We start from the raw sequence: 18,104 nt of genomic DNA on the forward strand, positions 1-18,104 counted from the left end.
CACCCGCACCGCCGACTGGAGTAACCGCACATGGCGCCCCCGCGCACCCCGAAGCTCTTGATCGCCGCCTGCGCGCTGACGCTGGCAGCCGCGTGCGGGGTCCCGGCACCGGAGAAGGGGGCGGCCGTGCTCGGCGCGGACGCCCCGGCGCAGGGGCTGGCCGCGACGCACGCGGAAGGCGACCTCGCGTTCGGCGCCCCGCACCGGTTCGCGAGCGGGGTCACGATCTCCGTGTCCGCGCCGAAGGCTTTCCGCCCCAGCGCGTCGGCGTACCCGCAGAGCCCGCGCGCGGTGGCCTTCGGCATCGAGGTGACGAACGCGGGTGACGGGACCTACCGGCTTTCCGGCCTGTCCGTGACCGGTGAGGTCGACGGCGAAAGCTCGTCGGTCAAACAGGTCGTCGACGCGGTGCAGGGCTACAACGGCATCGCGGACGCGGGCAAGGACGTGGCGCCCGGCCGGTCGGTCCACCTGAACCTGGCGTTCGCCGTTCCGGAAAAGCCGGTGAAGCTGCGCCTGCAGGTGCGGCCGAGCCCCTCGGAACCCGTCGCCGCGAAGTACTGCGGAAAGGTCTGACGCCGCCGATTCGCTACCGTGTGCGTCATGACCGAGCAGCGACTCTCCCCCGGCGACAAAGCGCCCGACTTCACCCTCCCCGACAGCGAGGGCAACGACGTCAAGCTCAGCGACTTCCGCGGCAAGTCGGTCGTCGTGTACTTCTACCCGAGCGCCGGCACGCCGGGCTGCACGAAGCAGGCCTGCGACTTCCGGGACAGCCTCGCGCAGCTCAACGACGCCGGTTACCAGGTGCTCGGGATCTCTCCGGACAAGCCCGCGAAGCTCGCGAAGTTCGTCGAGGCGGAGGGGCTGACCTTCCCGCTGCTTTCCGACACGGAGAAGACCGCCCTCAAGGCGTACAGCGCCTTCGGCGAGAAGAAGAACTACGGCAAGGTCTACGAAGGCGTCATCCGCTCGACGTTCGTCGTCGACGGGGACGGCAAGATCGCCGTCGCCCAGTACAACGTGCGCGCCACGGGGCACGTCGCGAAGCTTCTGCGGGACCTCTCGCTGGCGTCGTAAAGCCTCGTGAGTGGTAAGGACGGTTCTAACCGTCCTTACCACTCACGAGAACTCAACCGGCCAGCTTCCGCAGCTCTCCCACCAGCGCCCGCAAAGCCTTCCCCCGATGCGAAGCGCCGTCCTTTTCGGACGGGTCCAGCTCCGCCGAGGTCCGCGTCCCGCCTTCCGGCACGAAGATCGGGTCGTACCCGAATCCGTTGGTACCACGGCGTTCCCGGATCAGCGTGCCGCGCCATTCCCCGCGCACCACGGTCTCGTCGCCCCCGGGGACGACCAGCGCCGCCGCGCAGACGAAACCCGCGCCCATGCGCTCGTCGGGGGTGTCGGACAGTTGAGCCAGCACGAGGTTCAGGTTCGCCTCGTCGTCGCCGTGCTTGCCGGACCAGCGTGCCGAGAGCACGCCCGGCATGCCGTTGAGCGCGTCGATGGCGATGCCGGAGTCGTCGGCGATCGCGGGGAGGCCGGTCGCGGCGGCCGCGTCCTGCGCCTTCGCGAGCGCGTTGCCCTCGAAGTCCGGGGCGGTTTCGGGCGCTTCGGGGAACTCGGGGACGTCGGCGAGGCCGATGACCTCGACGCCCTCGATCCCCTCCGCCACCAGGATGCGCCGGAGTTCGCCGAGCTTCTTCGCGTTGCGGGTGGCCAAAAGCAGCTTGGTCACTTCGCGCCCTTCTTCTTGTCCGGCCGCGGCTCGGGCAGTTCGCCGGGGTACGGCAGTGCGAGCGCCTCGGTCTGCAGCCGGGTCAGCTCCTCGCAGCCCGCGAGCGCCATGTCCAGCATGGTGTCCAAAGTGGACCGCGCGAAGGTGGCGCCCTCACCGGTGCCCTGCACCTCGATCATGGTGCCCGCGTCGGTGGCGACGACGTTCATGTCGACCTCCGCGCGCGAGTCCTCCTCGTAGGGCAGGTCGAGGCGCACGCGGCCGTCGACGACGCCCACGCTCACCGCGGCCACCGAGGACGAAAGCGGCTGCGGGTCGGCGAGGCGGCCCGCGGCGCCGAGCCAGGTGACGGCGTCGGCGAGCGCGACGTAGCCGCCGGTCACCGCGGCCGTGCGGGTGCCGCCGTCGGCCTGGATGACGTCGCAGTCGATGACGATCGTGTTCTCCCCCAGCGCCGCGAGGTCGATGCAGGCGCGCAGGGACCGGCCGATCAGCCGGGAGATCTCGTGGGTACGGCCGCCGACGCGGCCCTTGATGGATTCGCGGTCGCTGCGGGTGTTGGTCGCCGACGGCAGCATCGCGTACTCGGCGGTGACCCAGCCGAGGCCGGAACCGGCCCGCCAGCGGGGAACGCCTTCGGTGACGCTCGCCGCGCACAGCACCCGGGTGTCGCCGAATTCGATCATCACCGAACCCGCGGGCCACCTCTGGAAGCCACGGGTGATCTTGATGTCGCGAAGCTGGTCGTCGTTCCTGCCGTCTTTTCTCGCCACGGCCGTCACTCTAGAACCCCGTGTCAGATGTCGTAGACGGCGCCCTGCTCGACCAGCTCGGCGGCGGAGAACGCCACGGCCGCCTCGGCGAGGACGGCCTCACGGTCGGTCCAGGGTGCGACGTGGGTGAGCAGCAGCCGCCCCACCCCCGCCTTGCGGCCCAGTTCCCCCGCTTCCTTGCCGGACAGGTGGACGCCGGCCGGCCGGTCGGGCGAGTCGGTCCAGGACGCTTCGGACAGCAGGACGTCGACGCCGGCGGCCAGATCGGTCAGGGTGTCGCAGACGCCGGTGTCCCCGGTGTAGGCGAGGGTCTTGCCGCCGTGCGCGAACCTCAGCCCGAACGCCGGGGTCGGGTGGTCGACCGGGACCGCGGTGACCTCGAACGGCCCGATCCGCATGGGCTCGGTCCGCAGGGCGTCGAAGGCGAAGACGTCGGACAGATCGGTGATCGCCCGCTCCTCCTCGTTCGCCGCGTAAGCGAGGGCGAGCCGCTCGTGCACGTCCGACGGCCCGTACACCGGCAGCCTGCGCGGCCTCGCCGGATACGGCAGCGCGGGGTGGTACCGGCGCAGCACGGTGAGCGCGCTGACGTCGGCGCAGTGATCGGGGTGGAGATGCGAAAGGATCAGCGCGTCCAGATCGAACGGGTCACGCAAGGCCTGCAGCCTGGCGAGTGTCCCGTTGCCGAGTTCGAGCCCCAGGACGAACCCGTCCGCCTCGATCAGATAGCCGGACGCGGCGGCGTTGGGCCCGGGGATGCTGCCTGAGCAGCCGAGGATCGTGAGACGCACTGTGACACCTTAAGCACGGAATCGGCGATTTTACGCACTGGTGGGAGCCAGCACACCCGGAGCGAAACCCATGAACCGCTGAGCGAGTCTGGTGAACGGCTCGGCGGATCCGGTGGCGACGAACTCGTGCCGCGGCGGGGTGTCGCGCTCGGCGAGGAGATCGTCCTCGGTGAGGACGCGCACGAGGTCACGCGCGGTCTCTTCGGCGCTGGACACCAGCGTGACGTCCTGACCCATGACGATCTGCAGCACCCCGGACAGCAACGGGTAGTGCGTGCAGCCCATGACGAGGGTGTCGACCTGTGCGTCCAGCAGTGGTTCCAGATAACCCTGTGCGAGCCCGAGCACCTGGCGCCCGGTGGTGATCCCGCGTTCGACGAAGTCCACGAACCGCGGGCACGCGACGCTGGTGATCTGAACCTCCTGAGCGGCGTTGAAGGCGTCGTCGTAGGCGCGGGACCGGACGGTGCCCTCGGTGCCGATCACGCCGATCCGGCCGGAACGCGTGGCCGAGACGGCCCGGCGCGCGGCCGGGAGGACGACCTCGATCACGGGGACGTCATAGCGCTCCCTCGCGTCGCGCAGACAAGCGGCGGAGGCGGTGTTGCAGGCGATGACCAGCGCCTTCACCCCGCCCTCGACGATGTCGTCCAAGGCCTCGAGCGCGTACTGGCGCGCCGTCGCGATGGGAAGCGGACCGTACGGGTTGCGGGCGGTGTCGCCGACGTAGCGCAACTGCTCACCGGGCAGCTGCTCCAGGATCGCCCTGGCGACGGTGAGCCCGCCCACTCCGGAATCGAAGACGCCGATCGGGGCGTCGGCGCTCGGCTTGGTCACCCGGCGAGGTTACCGGCACCGCCGGGAGTCCCGTTTGAAGAGGCCTGCCTGGCTCGGGTCTTGTCCATCCTCGCCACCACCCAGGCCGCGAAGATCCCGGACAGCGCGCCGAACAGGTGGCCCTGCCACGAGACGTTCGGATCGCCCGGCAGCAGTCCCCAGAGCATTCCGCTCCAGATGCCCAGCAGCAGGACGGCGACCAGAATCTGCCCGGCAGAACGGTTGAAGATGCCCCTGACCAGCAGGAACGCGAGCCATCCGAAGGCGACGCCGGACGCTCCCACGGTCACCGTGCCACTCGGCGCGATCAGCCAGACGCCGAGACCCGACAGCACCCAGATGATCGCGGTCACCAGCACCCACCGGCCGATGCCCGCCGCCATCGCGAGGAAGGCGAACACCAGCACCGGGACGGTGTTGGAGAACAGGTGCCCCCAGCCGGAATGCAGCAACGGCGCCCAGAGCACGCCGTCGAGCCCGGAGACGTCGCGGGCGAGGATGCCGCCCTGGTCGAGGTCGGCGGGCAGCACGACGTCGACCAGCTCGACCAGGTAGAGCAGCACGGTGAAGGCCAGCGCCACGATCACGGCGGCCTTCGGGTTCGGCGGCAGGACGCGTTTGGCCGGGTCAGTACCGGACGACTCGCTCGCCGGGACCGGCTGGGAAGGCAAAGTGGTCACCTCCCCAGGCTACGGCGGGGATCGGCGAGATCGCCTCCGTGAGAACCCTGAATTGTCGGTAGGGGGTACTACGGTCGCTCGCATGGGGATGCCTTCTTCCGAGCACGTCGACGTGCCGGTCTACCTCACGCGACTCGGCCTCGAGCACGAGCCGCCGGGCCTCGGCGCGCTTTTCCGGCTGCACGCGGCCCATGTGGAACGGGTGCCGTACGAAGATTTCGAAGTCCAGCTGGGCCGGGTGACGTCGCTGGATCCGGCGGTGTCGTTCGGCCGGATCGCCGCCGGTCGCGGTGGCTACTGCTATCACCTCAACGGCGCGTTCTCGGCCCTGTTGACAGCGCTCGGCTACCAGGTCACGCGGCATCCGGGCGGGGCGCAGATGCCGGGCGACCCGGCCGGGATCCATCTCAACCACCTGCCGCTGACGGTGTCCGGGCTGGCGGAGGCACCGGAAACGGGCTGGTTCGTCGACGTGGGGCTGGGCGACGGCATCCACGAGCCGATCCCGCTGCTCGAAGGCGAGTACAAACAGGGGTCGCTGGTGTTCGGCATGCGGGCCTCGGAGGTCACGCCCGGCGGATGGCGGTTCGACCACGATCCGCAGGGCAGCTTCCTGGGGATGGATTTCGCGCCGGAGAAGGCCGTGATGCCGGACTTCGCCGAGAAGCACGTCGAGCTGTCCACGTCCGCGGATTCCGGCTTCGTCCGCACACTCGTGCTGCAACGCCGGGACGCCGACGGAGTCGACTCGCTGCGCGCGCTGACGTTGAGCCGTCTGCCGGGCGGCAAGACGGTGCTGGAGTCACCGGCCGAGTGGTGGACGGCGATCGAGGACGTCTTCGGCGTGCCGCGCGCCGGATTCACCGGTGAAGAACAGGACAGGCTGTGGCGGCAAGCCTTCGCGCAGCACGAACGTCACTTGGCGGCGGGGAGCGAGATCTTGCCGAGCGCGTAGTCCACGGCCGCTTCGGCGTGCAGCCTGGTGGTGGGGAACGTGGGCACCGGGCTGTCTTCGGGGCCGACGAGCAGTTCGATCTCGGTGCAGCCGTAGATGACGCCCTCCGCCCCCGCCTCGACGATCCGCGCGATGACCTCGCGGTACCGCTCGCGCGACTCGTCGGTGACGACGCCGTGGACGAGCTCGTCGTAGATGACCCGGTGCACCGTCTCGCGATCGGCCTCGTCCGGCACGAGCACGTCGAGCCCGTGCGCGGCGAGGCGTTCGCGGTAGAACGGCTGGGCCATGGTGAAACCGGTGCCCAGGAGCCCGACGCGCCCGAGGTTCGCGGCTTTGATCGCGGTGGCCGTGGTGTCCGCGAGATGCAGCAGCGGAATGCCGAGGCCGTCAGTGAGCTGGTCCGCGACCTTGTGCATCGTGTTGGTGCACAAGACGACGAAGTCCGCTCCGGCGGCTTCGAGGCCGCGCGCGGCTCGGTTCAGTTCCCGGCCGGCGTCGTCCCAGCGTCCTTCGGCCTGCATCGCTTCGATTTCGGCGAAGTCCACGGAGTAGAGCACGGTCCGCGCGGAGTGGTACCCGCCGCGCAGCTCCCGGACGCGCTCGTTGACCAGCCGGTAGTACTCGGCCGACGATTCCCAGCTCATCCCGCCCAGCAACCCGATGACCTTCATGCCCGCCATCGTGCCAGCGCTCAAGTTCCGTAGCGCGTGCTATGAAAGGCCCGTTACTTGCAAAATTTGCAAGTAACGGGCCTTTCATAGCACGCGCGGGAGCCAGAGGTCAGGCCCAGAGCTGCCCGTCGAGCCTCTCGGCAGCTTCGTCGAGCGAACCGGAGTAAGCGCCCGTCGAGAGGTACTTCCACCCCGCGTCCGCGACCACGAAGGCCACGTCGGCGGGCTTCCCCGAAGCGGCGGCCTTCTCGGCGACGGCCAGCGCCGCGTGCAGCACGGCACCGGTCGAGATCCCCGCGAAGATGCCTTCGTGCTCCAGCAGCTCCCGTGTCCGGCGAAGCGCGTCGTAGGCGCCCACGGAGAAGCGGCCGTTGAGCACGCTCGCGTCGTAAAGCTCCGGGACGAACCCCTCGTCGAGGTTCCGCAGGCCGTACACCAGCTCGCCGTAGCGTGGCTCGGCCGCGATGATCTGCACGTCCGGCTTCGCCTCGTGCAGGTAGCGCCCGACCCCGACCAGGGTGCCGGTGGTGCCGAGGCCGCCCACGAAATGCGTCAGCGTCGGCAGGTCCTTGAGCAGTTCGGGCCCGGTGCCGCGGTAGTGCGCTTCGGCGTTGGCCGGGTTGCCGTACTGGTAGAGCATCACCCAGTCCGGGTTGGCCTCGGACAGTTCCTTCGCCCGGCGCACGGCCTCGTTGGATCCGCCGGCGGCCGGGGAGAAGACGATCCGCGCGCCGTACGCCTGCAGCAGTTGCTTGCGTTCGGTGGAGGTGTTCTCCGGCATGACGCACACCAGGCCGTAGCCCTTGAGCTTCGCGGCCATGGCGAGCGAGATCCCGGTGTTGCCCGACGTCGGCTCCAGGATCGTGGAGCCGCGCCGGAGCCTGCCTTCACGCTCGGCGGCCTCGATCATCGCCAGCGCGGGGCGATCCTTGATCGAACCGGTCGGGTTGCGGTCTTCCAGCTTCGCCCACAACCGCACGTCGTGGGTGGGCGAAAGCCGGGGCAGGCCGACCAGCGGGGTGCCGCCGAGCGTGTCGAGCAGCGACTCGAAGCGAGCCATGGATCAGCCTCCGGCCACTGCGGGCAGGATGGTCAGGGTGTCGCCGTCCTTGACCTCGGCCTCGAGGCCACCGGAGAAGCGGACGTCCTCGTCGTTGACGTAGACGTTGACGAAGCGGTGCAGCTTCTCTTCCTTGACCAGGCGGGCCTTGAGGCCGCCGTGGCGGGACTCGATGTCGTCGATCACCTCGAGCACGGTCTTGCCGCTCGCCTCGACGGACTTCTCGCCGCCGGTGTGCGTGCGCAGGATGGTCGGGATGGACACGGTCACGGCCATGGTTTTCTACCTCCGGTGGGTTCTCTGCTACGCAGACGTTCGGGCCGGTCCGGGTTATTCCCGGGGCCGGGGTTCAGCCGGTGATCTCGACGGGCTCCTCGGTGATCTCCCCGTCCACGATCCGGTAAGACCGGAACTGATGCGAATCGGGGTCCTTGGTGGAGACGAGCACGTAGTGCGCGTCGGGTTCCGAGGCGTACGAGACATCGGTGCGAGACGGGTAGGCGTCGGTCGCGGTGTGCGAGTGGTAGATGACCACCGGCACCTCGTCGTTGGCGTCCATCTCGCGGTAGAGCTTGAGCAGGTCGCCCGAGTCGAATTCGTAGAACGTGGGCGAGCGCGCCGCGTTCAGCATCGGGATGTACCGCTCGGGGCTGTCCGATCCCTCGGGACCGGCGATCACCCCGCACGCCTCATCGGGATGGTCACGGCGGGCATGGGCGACGATCTCGTCGACGAGTTCACGGCGGATCCGGAGCACATCGCACATCTTAGGTGCTGGACGCGGCCTATCCACACTCTGAGATTGCCACCACTCAGAGCGTGTGGACGCCCGGAGCCGCCGGGTCGTCGAGGATCGCGGTCGTGATCAGGTTCTCGAGCGAGGCGAGCCAGGCGGACTTCACATCGCGGTCTCGCCTGGCCACGAAGTCGTTCGGCGGATGGGCCTTCCACCTAGGGCGGCGCAGGTACCTGACCTGCGCGTGGACGAGCAAGAGCCGCAGGTCGGCGACCCCGGCCCGGTCGAGGACCAGACTCGTCCCGCCCGGCCACCGGCCGAGGATCCTGGCGAGCGTGGCCCGCACTTCCGCGCGCATCTCCGCGCCGTGACGCTCTCGGAAGCCTTCGCTGTCGCCCTTCTTGCGGTAGGCGTCGGGAAACAACCTGTCGTCCCGGACGTCCTCGGCCCCAGACTCCAGGGCCTGGCCGAACTCGACCAGGATCCCTCGCAGCACTTCGGCCACGTTCTCCGTCAGGTCGAGCCGGACGCCGTCACCCTCCCGGACCGCGCGCGCCCCGTCACGCATGCCGGAGCCTCGCGCGAAGGCCACGCACTTGCAGCGCCGCGACCAGCTTCTCCGCTTCCGCCCACGGCCCCGGAGCCAAATCGACCTTGCCGCGGCGGTCGATGTCACCGGCGACCCGGTACGCGGTCTCGGTGGTGTAGCCGAGCACGTCGGTCAGCACCAGCGTGACACCGCCGTAGGTGTTGATGTTGTCGTTGTGGATCTCGATGATCCACGGGCCCCCTGGGTGCATGCCGATTTGATCAACGGACGGCACCTTCGCGTTACGCGAGGGCTTCGGGCCAGACGTCGCGGTAGGCGCGCATGCCGCCGGCGGAAGTGGCGTTGAGCACGCCGTGCACCATCGCCCGCCCGAACGCCCGCGCGGCCGCCGAGCAGAGCGTGTCCAGCACGGCCGCCCGCCGGGTCGCCGCGACCGGGCCCGCGCCACCGGGAAGCTCCCGGTCGCCGGTCGCCAGCGCGAAGACCGTGTCGCCGTCGAACATCGTGTGCGCCGGCCGCACGGCCCTGGCGATACCGTCCTGCGCGGCCACCACGAGCCGTCGCGCCTCCGCTTTGGACAGTGCCGCGTCGACCGCGACCACGCCGATGGTCGTGTTGAGCCCCGCCGCCTTCGCCTCGACGTCGCCGGGCCGGTCGGGCCAGCGGACGCCGAACTCGCCGTCGACCTCGTGATCCGCCGCGAACGCACGGCCGGTCGAGAGATCGACGGCCTCTCCGGCGGCGTTCACCGCGGCGACGACGCCGACGGTGAACTCCCCGACCCGCTCCGAGGCCGTGCCGATCCCACCTTTGAGTGATCCCGCCTTCGCCCCGGCGCCCGCGCCGACGGTCCCCAGCGGCACCGGACCGGCCACGGCCGCTTCACAGGCGGCGTAGCCGAAGGAGGCGTCCGGGCGGTTTCCCCAGTCGCTACGAGGCAGGTCGAACAGCACCGCCGCGGGGACGATCGGCACCACCTCGTGCGGTCGCGTCCCGACCGGTATCCCCAGGTTCCGCTCGGCGAGCCAGCGCATGACGCCGTCCGCCGCGGCCAGCCCGTACGCGCTCCCGCCGGACAGGCAGATCGCGTTGACGTGCTGGACCAGGTTCTCCGGCTCCAGCAGATTGGTCTCCCGCGTGCCGGGCGCGCCGCCGCGCTGGTCGACGGCCCCGACGGCACCGCCGGGGACCAGCACGACCGTCGTCCCGGTCGCCCAGCCGTCGCCGACCCGCTCGTGGTGCCCGACCAGCACGCCGGGAACGTCGGTGATCACGATGTCAGCGACTGGATGAGGGTCTCCTGCACCCAGGTCAGCCAGTGGTAGACGCCGAGATGCGGCGCGCGGGGATCGTCTTCGGGCAGTTCGTCGGGCATGTCCTCGGTGACGTCGAGCGCGGTGCCCAGCGCCAGCCGGACGTCGTTGAGCGCGCCGAGCCACGCGTCGGCCTGTTCGAAGGTCAGCCGCACGTTCCCGCCGTCCCGCGGCAGGGTGTCCAGCACGATCTTGGCGACGCCGACCTTCTTGTCCAGGAGGTCGGGCTCGTGGAGCGACCGCATCGCGGCGGCCGAGTCGAGGTCCTCGCGGGTCGGGTTGTCCGGGTCCAGCTTGTGGAAGTCCGGCAACAGCCGGGAGAGCACCGGATCGTCCGGCGACTCCGTCGGGCCGGTGCGGATCCCGGTCAGCTCGGCCAGCTCGTCCTGCGGCGCCTCCTCGGCGCGCGCGGTGAGCATGTCCTCCAGCTGGCTGACCAGACCGCGCAGGACCGCGGCCTCCTGCTGCTCGAACCCGGCGACGATGGTCTCGCCTTGGCGGCGCCATCCGTTCATGAAGTCTGCTCCATCGTCGCCCAGAGGCCGGCCGCGTGCAGTTTCGCGACGTCGATCTCCACCTTCTCCTTGGAACCGGAGGACACGATCGCCTTGCCCTTCTGGTGCACGTCGAGCATCAGCTTCGTCGCGTGGTCCCGGCTGTAACCGAACAGCTTCTGGAACACGTACGTCACGTACGACATGAGGTTCACCGGATCGTTCCAGACGACCGTCCGCCAGGGATTGTCCTCAGAGACGACTTCTACTCCCTGTGGATCAACCTGCGTCTGCTCGGATGCGACAGGCGTGGACATGCACTCCATGGTGTCACGGGCCCAACCCGGTACGGGTTGGCAGGTCCGGCCATGTGAGTGAATAGGCTGGCACCATGGGTTCCCCCGAGGCGGCCACTGGCGCCGGCACCGCGTTGCTCACCGACCACTACGAGCTGACCATGCTGGCCAGCGCGCTGGCCGACGAGACCGCGGACAGGCCGTGTGTCTTCGAGGTCTTCGCACGTCGCCTGCCCGACGGCCGCCGCTACGGCGTCGTCGCGGGCACCGGCCGGGTCCTCGACTCGATCGCGGACTTCCGGTTCACCGATGCCGAGCTGAGCCAGCTGGAAGCGACCGCCGTCGTCGACGACGCCACCCTTTCGTGGCTCTCGGAGTACTCCTTCTCGGGGAACATCGACGGCTACGCCGAGGGCGAGCTCTACTTCCCCGGCTCCCCGATCCTGACCGTCACCGGCTCCTTCGGCGACGCCGTCGTGCTGGAGACGCTGATCCTCTCGATCCTCAACCACGACAGCGCGATCGCGTCCGCGGCGGCGCGGATGTCGGGCGCCGCGCACGGCAGGCCGATCATCGAGATGGGTGGGCGCCGCACGCACGAGTGGGCCGCCGTCGCCGCCGCGCGGGCCGCGTACCTCGCCGGTTTCGCCACGACGTCCAACCTCGAAGCGGGCCGCCGCTACGGCATCCCGACGCGGGGCACCGTCGCGCACGCGTTCATGTTGCTGCACGACAGCGAGGAAGAGGCCTTCCGCGCGCAGGTGGACAAGATGGGCACCGACACCACCCTCCTGGTGGACACCTACGACATCACCAAGGGCATCGAAACGGCCGTCCGGGTGGCCGGGACCGAGCTCGGCGCGATCCGCATCGACTCGGGCGACGTCGGCCCGCTGGCCCGCAAGGCCCGCGAGCAGCTCGACGCCCTCGGCGCCAAGGACACCCGCATCGTGGTGTCCGGCGACCTCGACGAACACGCCATCGCGGCGCTGCGGGCGGAACCCGTCGACGCGTACGGCGTCGGCACCTCGGTCGTCACCGGCTCGGGCGCGCCGACCGCCGGGATGGTCTACAAACTCGTCGAGGTCGACGGCAGGCCGGTCGCCAAGCGCAGCGCGCACAAGGAGTCCCGCGGCGGCCGGAAATCCGCGCTGCGGCGGCACCGCGGCACCGGCACCGCCGTCGAAGAGGTGATCTGGACCGCCGCCTCGACCGCACCGGAACGGGGACCGGACGACCACGAATTGCAGATACCGCTGGTCCGGGACGGCCGGACGGTGGATGATTTGCCCACGCTGGACGACGCGCGCCAGCGGCTGCGACGGGCTTTGGTGAGCCTGCCGTGGGAAGGCCTCAAGCTTTCGCACGGCGAGCCCGCCATCCCGACCGTATTCGTCTAGAGAGAACTCAGGAGCAACACATGGGGACCGCCTTGATCGTGGTCGATGTGCAGAACGACTTCTGCGAAGGCGGGTCGCTCGGCCTGCCCGGTGGCGCCGCCGCCGCCGAAGCGATCTCCAAGCAGGCCGCCGAGGGCGGCTACGCGCACGTCGTCGCCACCCGCGATTACCACATCGACCCGGGCGACCACTTCAGCGAGACGCCGGACTTCAAGGACAGCTGGCCGCGGCACTGTGTCGCGGGCACCGCCGGCGCGTCGTTCCACCCGGCGCTCGACGTGGTCCCGGTCAGCGAGGTCTTCTCCAAGGGCGAGTACACCGCCGCGTACTCGGGCTTCGAGGGCAACGCGCGTGACGGCAAGACGCTCGACGCCTGGCTGAAGGAGCACGACGTCACCGAGGTCGACGTCGTCGGCATCGCGACCGACTTCTGCGTGCGCGCGACAGCGCTCGACGCGGCGAAGGCGGGCTTCACCGTGCGAGTGCTGCTGGACCTCACCGTCGGCGGTTCGCAGCCGACGGTCGACGCGGCGCTCAAGGACTTCGACGAGGCCGGCGTGACCTACACCGGGAAGGCGCCGGTCCCGACCGCATGATCCAGCACCACCTCCAGGACACCCTGATCGAAAACCGGCTCATCGCGATCCTGCGAGCCGACAACGCGAACCGCTTCGCCGACGCCGCCACGGTGTTGCACGCGGCGGGCGTGCGGGTGCTCGAAGCGGCGTTGACCACGCCGGGCGCCCCGGAAGCCATCGCGGTCATCCGCAAGAAGCTCGGCGACGACGCGCACGTCGGCGCCGGGAGCGTGCGTGAACCGTCCGATGTGGACATCGCGGCGGACGCGGGCGCGACGTTCCTGGTCACGCCCACGGTGAACCCGCTGGTACTGGAGCGCGCGCACGAACGCGGGCTGCCGGTGGTCTGCGGCGCGCTGACCCCGACCGAGATCGACCAGGCCTGGCGCCTCGGCGCGGCGGCGGTGAAGGTGTTCCCGGTCGCCGCCGTCGGCGGGGTCGCCTACCTGCGGGCGATCCGGGCGCCGATGCCGGACATCCCGCTCGTGCCGACCGGCGGCGTGCACCTCGCCGACGTCGCGAAGTACCTCGAGTCGGGTTCGATCGCCGTCGCCGCGGCCACTCCGCTGCTCGGCGACGCGCTCACCTCCGGTGGATCGCTGACGGACCTCGCGACCAGGGCGGGCGAGTTCGTCGCCGCGGCCGCGAAGTACGTCTCGCGCACTTGACCCCTTCCGCAACTAGTCCTCTGGTTGCGGTGGTTGGGAGTACGAACTACCGCAACTAGAGGACGAAACGCGGTGGGTCAGGGCTTCTTCTTGCCGTAGGGGTCGCAGCGCGCGGTGCCGAGGTAGATGTCGCCCTTCGCCGGTCCGCCGCCCTGCGGGAACAGCTTGATGTGCAGCATGTGCGTCACGAGGCTCCCGTCGGGCGGCGTCGGCGTGACGGTCTCGTTGACCGTGAGCGACGCCAGCGCCGTCCCGCCCTTGCCGCCGGCGATGGTCAGCCGGTAGTTCTGCGGGATGTTCTCCGGCAGCGTGAACCCGGTGATGTCACCGAACTCGATGTAGCCGAGGCTGCCGTCCTTGGTGGTGCTGCACTTCGCCATGAACGTGCGGACCTTGATCACCGGACCGCCGAAGCGTTTGAGCAGGCTCATCTCGAACCGCCGTCCGGACGCCTCGCCGACGGCCGCCGCGCCGGTCCGGCCGCAGTTCGAGTCGCCGCCGCCGAACCGGGCGAAGTCACCGGTGGCCCCGCCCCGAGTCGTCCCGGTCAGCGGCCCGTCGACGTCGCACGGCGCGAGATCGCCGGTGACGACGTGCTCGTCGCCGATCTCCACGTCGAGCGAACCGACCGACGCCGACGCCGTCGCGGGTGCCGCGTCGGCCGACGCGATCGCCGGGATCCCCGTCACCAGCGCCCCGGTCAGCATCGTCACCGACAACAGCCTCGAACCGAGTTTCTTCATGTCCGGCAGCCTTCACCAAGTGCCTGACCGGCGCAGGTCCACGCCACCCGGACGAGTGGACGGGCGATGACCGTGAGGTGGCCGACATTCGGTCCGCCGCCCGCCGTCTGGCGTTAACCTCGGTTCACATTCGTGTACTCATAGGAGGTCTGAGTGTCTTCGCTGTCTGTGGCCGGCCACCGTCCGGTTCTCGCCGACCTCGTTCCCGGCGCTTTGGTCCGTGACGCGGTCCTGGTCGCCGGTGGTGCCGCCCTGACCGGTGCGGCCGCGCAGCTCATCATCCCGGTGCCCGGCTCGCCGGTGCCGATGACCGGCCAGACGTTCGCCGCCCTGCTGGTCGGCGCCGCGCTCGGCTGGAAGCGTGGTGCGCTGTCGATGGCGCTGTACCTCGCCGTCGGCGCGGCAGGCTTCGGCTGGTTCCAGGACGGCTCCTCGGGCCTGTTCGGCGCCAGCGCCGGCTACATCGTCGGCTTCGTCTTCGCCGGTGCCCTGGTGGGCGCGCTCGCCGGCCGCGGCGGGGACCGCACGCCGCTGCGCATGGCGGGGACGATGGTGGTGGGCAACCTCGTCATCTACTCGATCGGCGTGCCGTGGCTGATGGCCTCGCTGGACGTCGGCCTGTCGGCCGGGCTCGCGAAGGGTGTCGTGCCGTTCCTGATCGGGGACGCGCTGAAGATCGCCGTCGCGGCCGCGCTGCTTCCGGGCACCTGGGCGCTGGTTTCGCACTTCCGCAAGGACGTGTGACCGGCCCTTTCACCGCCCCAAGCGCTGCTATGAAAGGCCCGTTACTTGCAAATTTTGCAAGTAACGGGCCTTTCATTGCACGGGCCTCAGGATCTTGACGGTGGCCCCGGCTATCGTCTTGTCCCGTGCCCTCCCGTGCTGACTTCCCCGGTGTCCTCGAACTCCTGACCCACGCGGTCGAGTCCGTGGGTGGTGCCGAGCGCGAGGGCCAGGTCCAGATGGCGGACGCCGTCGGCCGCGCCATCCGCACCGGTGAGCACTTGGCCGTCCAGGCGGGCACCGGCACCGGGAAGTCGTTGGCGTACCTCGTTCCCGCGATCCGGCACGCGGTCGAGAAAGAGGCCACGGTCGTCGTCTCCACGGCCACCATCGCCCTGCAGCGCCAGCTGGTCGACCGAGACCTCCCCCGGTTGGCGAAGGCGCTGAAGAAGCCCCTCGGCCGCGAGCCCACCTTCGCGATCCTCAAGGGCCGCCGTAACTATCTCTGCCTCCACCGGCTCGATTCCGGCGCCCCGGACGAGCCGGAAGACCAGCAGCTGTTCGACCCGTTCGCCGTCTCCCGGCTGGGCAAGGAGGTCACGCGGCTGCGGGAATGGTCGTCCGACACCGAGACAGGTGATCGCGACGAGCTCGTCCCCGGCGTCTCGGATCAGGCGTGGCGCCAGGTTTCCGTCACGGCCAGGGAATGCCTCGGCGCCTCGCGCTGCCCCATCGGCACCGATTGCTTCGCGGAGCGGTCCCGTGCCGAGGCGGGCAAGGCCGACGTCGTGATCACCAACCACGCGCTGCTGGCGATCGACGCGCTGCAGGGCTACCAGGTGCTCCCCGACCACGACCTGGTGATCATCGACGAGGCGCACGACCTGGTCGACCGCGTGACGTCGGTGGCCACCGGCGAGCTGACCAGCGGCATGGTCTCCGCCGCCGCCCGGCGCTGCGGGAAGCTGGTCGACGACGAAGTGGCCGACCAGCTGCTCGAGGCGAGCGACGGGCTGGCCCTGATCCTCGACGACATGCCGTCGGGGCGCATGGACTCGCTGCCGCAGGCCCTCAACGGCGCGATCCCCGCGGTCCGCGACGCCGCGCATCGCTGCCTCACCTCGCTCGGCAAGGACCGCAAGGAAGACGTCGACGAGGCCACGGCCCGCAAACTGGCGCGGTCGCTGCTCGAAGAGGTCCACGACACCGCTGTCCGGCTCCTCGAAGCCTTCGACGACGACAAGGCGCATCAGCGCGATGTCGTCTGGCTGACCGGGGACCGCTTCTCCACCAACCCGCGCCCGCCCGCGCTGAAGGTCGCTCCGCTGGGTGTCGCGGGGCTGCTGCGTGAACGTGTCTTCAACCAGCACACGACCGTTCTCACGTCGGCGACGCTGACCCTGGGCGGCACGTTCGACACCATGGCCCGGCAGTGGGGTCTACCGCCCGGTGGGGCCAGGGTCGAGAAGTCACCGGGCACGGCGACCGAGAAGGCCGCTCCCGCCGACAGCGACGACGCAGAGGGCCCGAAATGGACGGGCCTCGACGTCGGCTCCCCGTTCGACCACAAGCGCAACGGCATCCTCTACCTGGCCAAACACCTGCCGCCGCCGGGCCGCGACGGGCTGCAGCCCTCGACCATGGACGAGCTGGCCGAGCTGATCGAGGCCGCGGGCGGGCGCACGCTTGGCCTGTTCTCCTCGATGCGCGCGGCGAAGCAGGCCACCGAGGAGATGCGGGAGCGGCTCGACCTGCCGATCCTCTGCCAGGGCGACGATTCCACCGGCCTGCTGGTGCAGAAGTTCTCCGAAGACGCGCGCACCTGCCTGTTCGGCACGCTGTCGCTGTGGCAGGGCGTCGACGTGCCGGGCCCGTCGCTCCAGCTCGTGGTGGTCGACCGCATCCCGTTCCCGCGCCCGGACGACCCGGTCTCGTCGGCGCGGCAGCGAGCCGTGGAAGCCAGGGGTGGCAACGGTTTCCTCACCGTCGCGGCCACGCACGCCGCCTTGCTGCTCGCGCAGGGAACCGGACGCCTGCACCGTTCGGTCACCGATCGCGGCGTCGTGGCGATCCTCGATTCGCGGCTGGCCAACGCCCGCTACGGCGGATTCCTGCGTGCCTCGCTGCCGCCGTTCTGGCCCACCATGGACCCGAAGGTCGCCCGCGACGCGCTGCGCCGCCTCGACGCCGCCGCCCCGGCCTGAGTGGCCTGGAACACGGCCGAGTACCGTAAACGGAACGCCGAAGACAGGGAGAACCGGTTGTCCCACGAGTCGCCCAACGCACAATCCCGGACCGTCAGCGTCGATGACACCGGGGTGCGTCGCCAGCTCGCGGACGGAAGCGAGGAAGCCGTCACGTGGTCCGAGCTGTCCGCGGTGGTGGTCAGAGTGATCCCTGAAGGCCCGTGGAAGGAAGACGTCTTCTTCATGCTCGCCGGCGCCGACGGGAAGGGCACCGCGATCCCCAGCGGCGACCCGGCCGCAGACGCGCTGATCGAGCGGCTGCAGACGCTGCCCGGCTTCGACAACGAGAAGTTCATCGAGGCCATGACCACCGACGCCGACGAGGCGTACGTGGTCTGGAGCTCCGAAGGCCACGCCGCCAAACACTAGCCCCAATGCTATGAAAGGCCCGTTACTTGCAAATTTTGCAAGTAACGGGCCTTTCATAGCATTCCCCGAAGGCCTACTCGACCGGGAAGCTCTCCGTGACCGGGATGCCCTTCTTCAGCGTCCGGCTCACCGTGCACAGCCGCTCGATGGCGCGGTCCACCGCCACCGCGAGCGCCTCCCGGTCCGCCGCGGCGAGCGAGGACACGTCGACGTCGAAGGCCACGTGGACGGCGTCGAGCTCCGAAGCGCCGTCGCGCCTGTCCGCGGTGACGCCGACCCGGAACTTCGAGTCCTCACCGATCCGGCGCGTGATGAGGTTCTCCGCGGTGACGGCCGAGCAGCCCGCCGCCGCGATCTGAAGCAGTTCGGCGGGCGAGAAGGCGCCCTCGGCCCCCTTGCGGCCGATCACGACCTCGGCACCGCGTTCGTTGCGGCCGATGAAGCGGTGCTCACCGTCGCGCTGGACTTCCAAAGACACGG

The 18,104-nt window shown here is 70.0% G+C and carries 25 protein-coding genes; 9 read left to right on the forward strand and 16 right to left on the reverse strand.

The genetic code is table 11. From position 1 onward, the window contains the following. Positions 1–30: 30 nt before the first annotated feature. Both ACLJPX_RS28690 and bcp read left to right on the forward strand, forming a co-directional pair. Complete coding sequence (locus ACLJPX_RS28690) at positions 31–576, forward strand: hypothetical protein (protein ID WP_410603357.1); 546 nt, start codon at positions 31–33, stop codon at positions 574–576. Between the two features lie 27 nt (positions 577–603). Further along, positions 604–1,080, forward strand: coding sequence for a thioredoxin-dependent thiol peroxidase (bcp, locus tag ACLJPX_RS28695; RefSeq protein WP_410603359.1), 477 nt, complete (start codon positions 604–606; stop codon positions 1,078–1,080). A gap of 52 nt (positions 1,081–1,132) precedes the next feature. Here the strand turns inward: bcp and rdgB are convergent, their stop codons facing one another. Genes rdgB through ACLJPX_RS28720 form a run of 5 tightly spaced genes read right to left on the reverse strand, consistent with a single transcriptional unit; the run spans position 1,133 to position 4,810 of the window. Next, a complete protein-coding gene (gene rdgB, locus ACLJPX_RS28700) occupies positions 1,133–1,738 on the reverse strand; it encodes an RdgB/HAM1 family non-canonical purine NTP pyrophosphatase (protein WP_410603361.1) in 606 nt (201 codons plus the stop codon). Further along, positions 1,735–2,511: a ribonuclease PH gene (gene rph, locus ACLJPX_RS28705; protein ID WP_101613467.1), complete on the reverse strand. Its 777-nt coding sequence runs from the start codon at positions 2,509–2,511 to the stop codon at positions 1,735–1,737. The genes rdgB and rph overlap by 4 nt, the downstream gene beginning before the upstream one ends. Before the next feature lie 23 nt (positions 2,512–2,534). After that, entirely contained in the window at positions 2,535–3,302 is a 768-nt protein-coding gene (locus tag ACLJPX_RS28710; protein ID WP_410603364.1) for an MBL fold metallo-hydrolase, read from the reverse strand. 30 nt (positions 3,303–3,332) lie between these two features. After that, the gene (gene murI, locus ACLJPX_RS28715; protein ID WP_410603366.1) at positions 3,333–4,139 is read right to left on the reverse strand and encodes a glutamate racemase; all 807 of its coding nucleotides are present in this window, start codon (positions 4,137–4,139) and stop codon (positions 3,333–3,335) included. Continuing rightward, complete coding sequence (locus ACLJPX_RS28720; RefSeq protein ID WP_410603502.1) at positions 4,136–4,810, reverse strand: rhomboid family intramembrane serine protease; 675 nt, start codon at positions 4,808–4,810, stop codon at positions 4,136–4,138. The genes murI and ACLJPX_RS28720 overlap by 4 nt, the downstream gene beginning before the upstream one ends. Before the next feature lie 91 nt (positions 4,811–4,901). Between ACLJPX_RS28720 and ACLJPX_RS28725 the strand changes: the two genes are divergently transcribed. Beyond that, positions 4,902–5,774, forward strand: a complete 873-nt coding sequence (locus ACLJPX_RS28725; protein WP_410603368.1) for an arylamine N-acetyltransferase family protein — start codon at positions 4,902–4,904, stop codon at positions 5,772–5,774. Here ACLJPX_RS28725 and ACLJPX_RS28730 read toward each other — a convergent pair. From ACLJPX_RS28730 to clpS, 9 genes are all read right to left on the reverse strand, one after another. Then, on the reverse strand, positions 5,735–6,448 hold the full coding sequence (locus tag ACLJPX_RS28730; protein ID WP_410603370.1) for an aspartate/glutamate racemase family protein: 714 nt from the start codon (positions 6,446–6,448) through the stop codon (positions 5,735–5,737). The genes ACLJPX_RS28725 and ACLJPX_RS28730 overlap by 40 nt on opposite strands. 109 nt (positions 6,449–6,557) lie before the next feature. Continuing rightward, positions 6,558–7,508: a PLP-dependent cysteine synthase family protein gene (locus ACLJPX_RS28735; RefSeq protein WP_101610184.1), complete on the reverse strand. Its 951-nt coding sequence runs from the start codon at positions 7,506–7,508 to the stop codon at positions 6,558–6,560. 3 nt (positions 7,509–7,511) lie between these two features. After that, positions 7,512–7,784, reverse strand: coding sequence for a MoaD/ThiS family protein (locus tag ACLJPX_RS28740; RefSeq protein ID WP_034308802.1), 273 nt, complete (start codon positions 7,782–7,784; stop codon positions 7,512–7,514). Between the two features lie 73 nt (positions 7,785–7,857). Beyond that, positions 7,858–8,265, reverse strand: coding sequence for a Mov34/MPN/PAD-1 family protein (locus tag ACLJPX_RS28745; protein WP_101613470.1), 408 nt, complete (start codon positions 8,263–8,265; stop codon positions 7,858–7,860). Positions 8,266–8,320: 55 nt separating this feature from the next. Beyond that, on the reverse strand, positions 8,321–8,812 hold the full coding sequence (locus ACLJPX_RS28750; RefSeq protein WP_410603373.1) for a hypothetical protein: 492 nt from the start codon (positions 8,810–8,812) through the stop codon (positions 8,321–8,323). Further along, on the reverse strand, positions 8,805–9,044 hold the full coding sequence (locus tag ACLJPX_RS28755; protein WP_410603375.1) for an ATP-dependent Clp protease adaptor ClpS: 240 nt from the start codon (positions 9,042–9,044) through the stop codon (positions 8,805–8,807). Before ACLJPX_RS28755 ends, ACLJPX_RS28750 begins: the two co-directional genes overlap by 8 nt. A 31-nt stretch (positions 9,045–9,075) precedes the next feature. Beyond that, positions 9,076–10,068 carry a P1 family peptidase gene (locus ACLJPX_RS28760; protein WP_410603377.1) on the reverse strand — a complete coding sequence of 331 codons (993 nt, stop codon included), beginning with the start codon at positions 10,066–10,068 and terminating at the stop codon, positions 9,076–9,078. Then, a complete protein-coding gene (locus ACLJPX_RS28765) occupies positions 10,065–10,622 on the reverse strand; it encodes a DUF2017 domain-containing protein (RefSeq protein WP_410603379.1) in 558 nt (185 codons plus the stop codon). The genes ACLJPX_RS28760 and ACLJPX_RS28765 overlap by 4 nt, the downstream gene beginning before the upstream one ends. Further along, a complete protein-coding gene (clpS, locus tag ACLJPX_RS28770) occupies positions 10,619–10,918 on the reverse strand; it encodes an ATP-dependent Clp protease adapter ClpS (protein ID WP_101610189.1) in 300 nt (99 codons plus the stop codon). Before clpS ends, ACLJPX_RS28765 begins: the two co-directional genes overlap by 4 nt. Positions 10,919–10,992: 74 nt before the next feature. On the opposite strand from clpS, the gene ACLJPX_RS28775 reads away from it, so the two are divergent. The 3 genes from ACLJPX_RS28775 to ACLJPX_RS28785 are packed head-to-tail and all read left to right on the forward strand — an operon-like array spanning position 10,993 to position 13,543. Then, entirely contained in the window at positions 10,993–12,297 is a 1,305-nt protein-coding gene (locus ACLJPX_RS28775) for a nicotinate phosphoribosyltransferase (RefSeq protein ID WP_410603381.1), read from the forward strand. A gap of 20 nt (positions 12,298–12,317) precedes the next feature. After that, a complete protein-coding gene (locus ACLJPX_RS28780; RefSeq protein ID WP_410603383.1) occupies positions 12,318–12,893 on the forward strand; it encodes an isochorismatase family protein in 576 nt (191 codons plus the stop codon). Next, positions 12,890–13,543: a bifunctional 4-hydroxy-2-oxoglutarate aldolase/2-dehydro-3-deoxy-phosphogluconate aldolase gene (locus ACLJPX_RS28785; protein WP_101610192.1), complete on the forward strand. Its 654-nt coding sequence runs from the start codon at positions 12,890–12,892 to the stop codon at positions 13,541–13,543. The genes ACLJPX_RS28780 and ACLJPX_RS28785 overlap by 4 nt, the downstream gene beginning before the upstream one ends. Positions 13,544–13,620: 77 nt before the next feature. Here ACLJPX_RS28785 and ACLJPX_RS28790 read toward each other — a convergent pair whose 3' ends face one another. Then, on the reverse strand, positions 13,621–14,286 hold the full coding sequence (locus ACLJPX_RS28790; protein WP_410603385.1) for a choice-of-anchor P family protein: 666 nt from the start codon (positions 14,284–14,286) through the stop codon (positions 13,621–13,623). 153 nt (positions 14,287–14,439) lie between these two features. On the opposite strand from ACLJPX_RS28790, the gene ACLJPX_RS28795 reads away from it, so the two are divergent. From ACLJPX_RS28795 to ACLJPX_RS28805, 3 genes are all read left to right on the forward strand, one after another. Beyond that, on the forward strand, positions 14,440–15,030 hold the full coding sequence (locus ACLJPX_RS28795) for a biotin transporter BioY (RefSeq protein WP_410603387.1): 591 nt from the start codon (positions 14,440–14,442) through the stop codon (positions 15,028–15,030). 125 nt (positions 15,031–15,155) lie between these two features. Next, on the forward strand, positions 15,156–17,213 hold the full coding sequence (locus ACLJPX_RS28800; protein WP_101610195.1) for an ATP-dependent DNA helicase: 2,058 nt from the start codon (positions 15,156–15,158) through the stop codon (positions 17,211–17,213). 57 nt (positions 17,214–17,270) lie between these two features. Next, the gene (locus ACLJPX_RS28805; protein ID WP_026466908.1) at positions 17,271–17,624 is read left to right on the forward strand and encodes a hypothetical protein; all 354 of its coding nucleotides are present in this window, start codon (positions 17,271–17,273) and stop codon (positions 17,622–17,624) included. 73 nt (positions 17,625–17,697) lie between these two features. On the opposite strand, the gene ACLJPX_RS28810 is transcribed toward ACLJPX_RS28805, so the two are convergent. After that, a complete protein-coding gene (locus tag ACLJPX_RS28810; protein WP_410603390.1) occupies positions 17,698–18,102 on the reverse strand; it encodes an OsmC family protein in 405 nt (134 codons plus the stop codon). Positions 18,103–18,104 lie beyond the last annotated feature (2 nt).

It is taken from the genome of Amycolatopsis sp. lyj-90, assembly GCF_046549035.1.
GTDB lineage: Bacteria > Actinomycetota > Actinomycetes > Mycobacteriales > Pseudonocardiaceae > Amycolatopsis.

What these genes read in the sequence shown, in the direction of transcription:
- ACLJPX_RS28690 (WP_410603357.1), top strand. Translation starts at nt 31, where the DNA reads ATGGCGCCCCCGCGCACCCCGAAGCTCTTGATCGCCGCCTGCGCGCTG.
- bcp (WP_410603359.1), top strand. Translation starts at nt 604, where the DNA reads ATGACCGAGCAGCGACTCTCCCCCGGCGACAAAGCGCCCGACTTCACC.
- ACLJPX_RS28725 (WP_410603368.1), top strand. Translation starts at nt 4,902, where the DNA reads ATGGGGATGCCTTCTTCCGAGCACGTCGACGTGCCGGTCTACCTCACG.
- ACLJPX_RS28730 (WP_410603370.1), bottom strand. Translation starts at nt 6,448, where the DNA reads ATGAAGGTCATCGGGTTGCTGGGCGGGATGAGCTGGGAATCGTCGGCC.
- ACLJPX_RS28735 (WP_101610184.1), bottom strand. Translation starts at nt 7,508, where the DNA reads ATGGCTCGCTTCGAGTCGCTGCTCGACACGCTCGGCGGCACCCCGCTG.
- ACLJPX_RS28740 (WP_034308802.1), bottom strand. Translation starts at nt 7,784, where the DNA reads ATGGCCGTGACCGTGTCCATCCCGACCATCCTGCGCACGCACACCGGC.
- ACLJPX_RS28750 (WP_410603373.1), bottom strand. Translation starts at nt 8,812, where the DNA reads ATGCGTGACGGGGCGCGCGCGGTCCGGGAGGGTGACGGCGTCCGGCTC.
- ACLJPX_RS28755 (WP_410603375.1), bottom strand. Translation starts at nt 9,044, where the DNA reads ATGCACCCAGGGGGCCCGTGGATCATCGAGATCCACAACGACAACATC.
- ACLJPX_RS28765 (WP_410603379.1), bottom strand. Translation starts at nt 10,622, where the DNA reads ATGAACGGATGGCGCCGCCAAGGCGAGACCATCGTCGCCGGGTTCGAG.
- clpS (WP_101610189.1), bottom strand. Translation starts at nt 10,918, where the DNA reads ATGTCCACGCCTGTCGCATCCGAGCAGACGCAGGTTGATCCACAGGGA.
- ACLJPX_RS28775 (WP_410603381.1), top strand. Translation starts at nt 10,993, where the DNA reads ATGGGTTCCCCCGAGGCGGCCACTGGCGCCGGCACCGCGTTGCTCACC.
- ACLJPX_RS28780 (WP_410603383.1), top strand. Translation starts at nt 12,318, where the DNA reads ATGGGGACCGCCTTGATCGTGGTCGATGTGCAGAACGACTTCTGCGAA.
- ACLJPX_RS28785 (WP_101610192.1), top strand. Translation starts at nt 12,890, where the DNA reads ATGATCCAGCACCACCTCCAGGACACCCTGATCGAAAACCGGCTCATC.
- ACLJPX_RS28790 (WP_410603385.1), bottom strand. Translation starts at nt 14,286, where the DNA reads ATGAAGAAACTCGGTTCGAGGCTGTTGTCGGTGACGATGCTGACCGGG.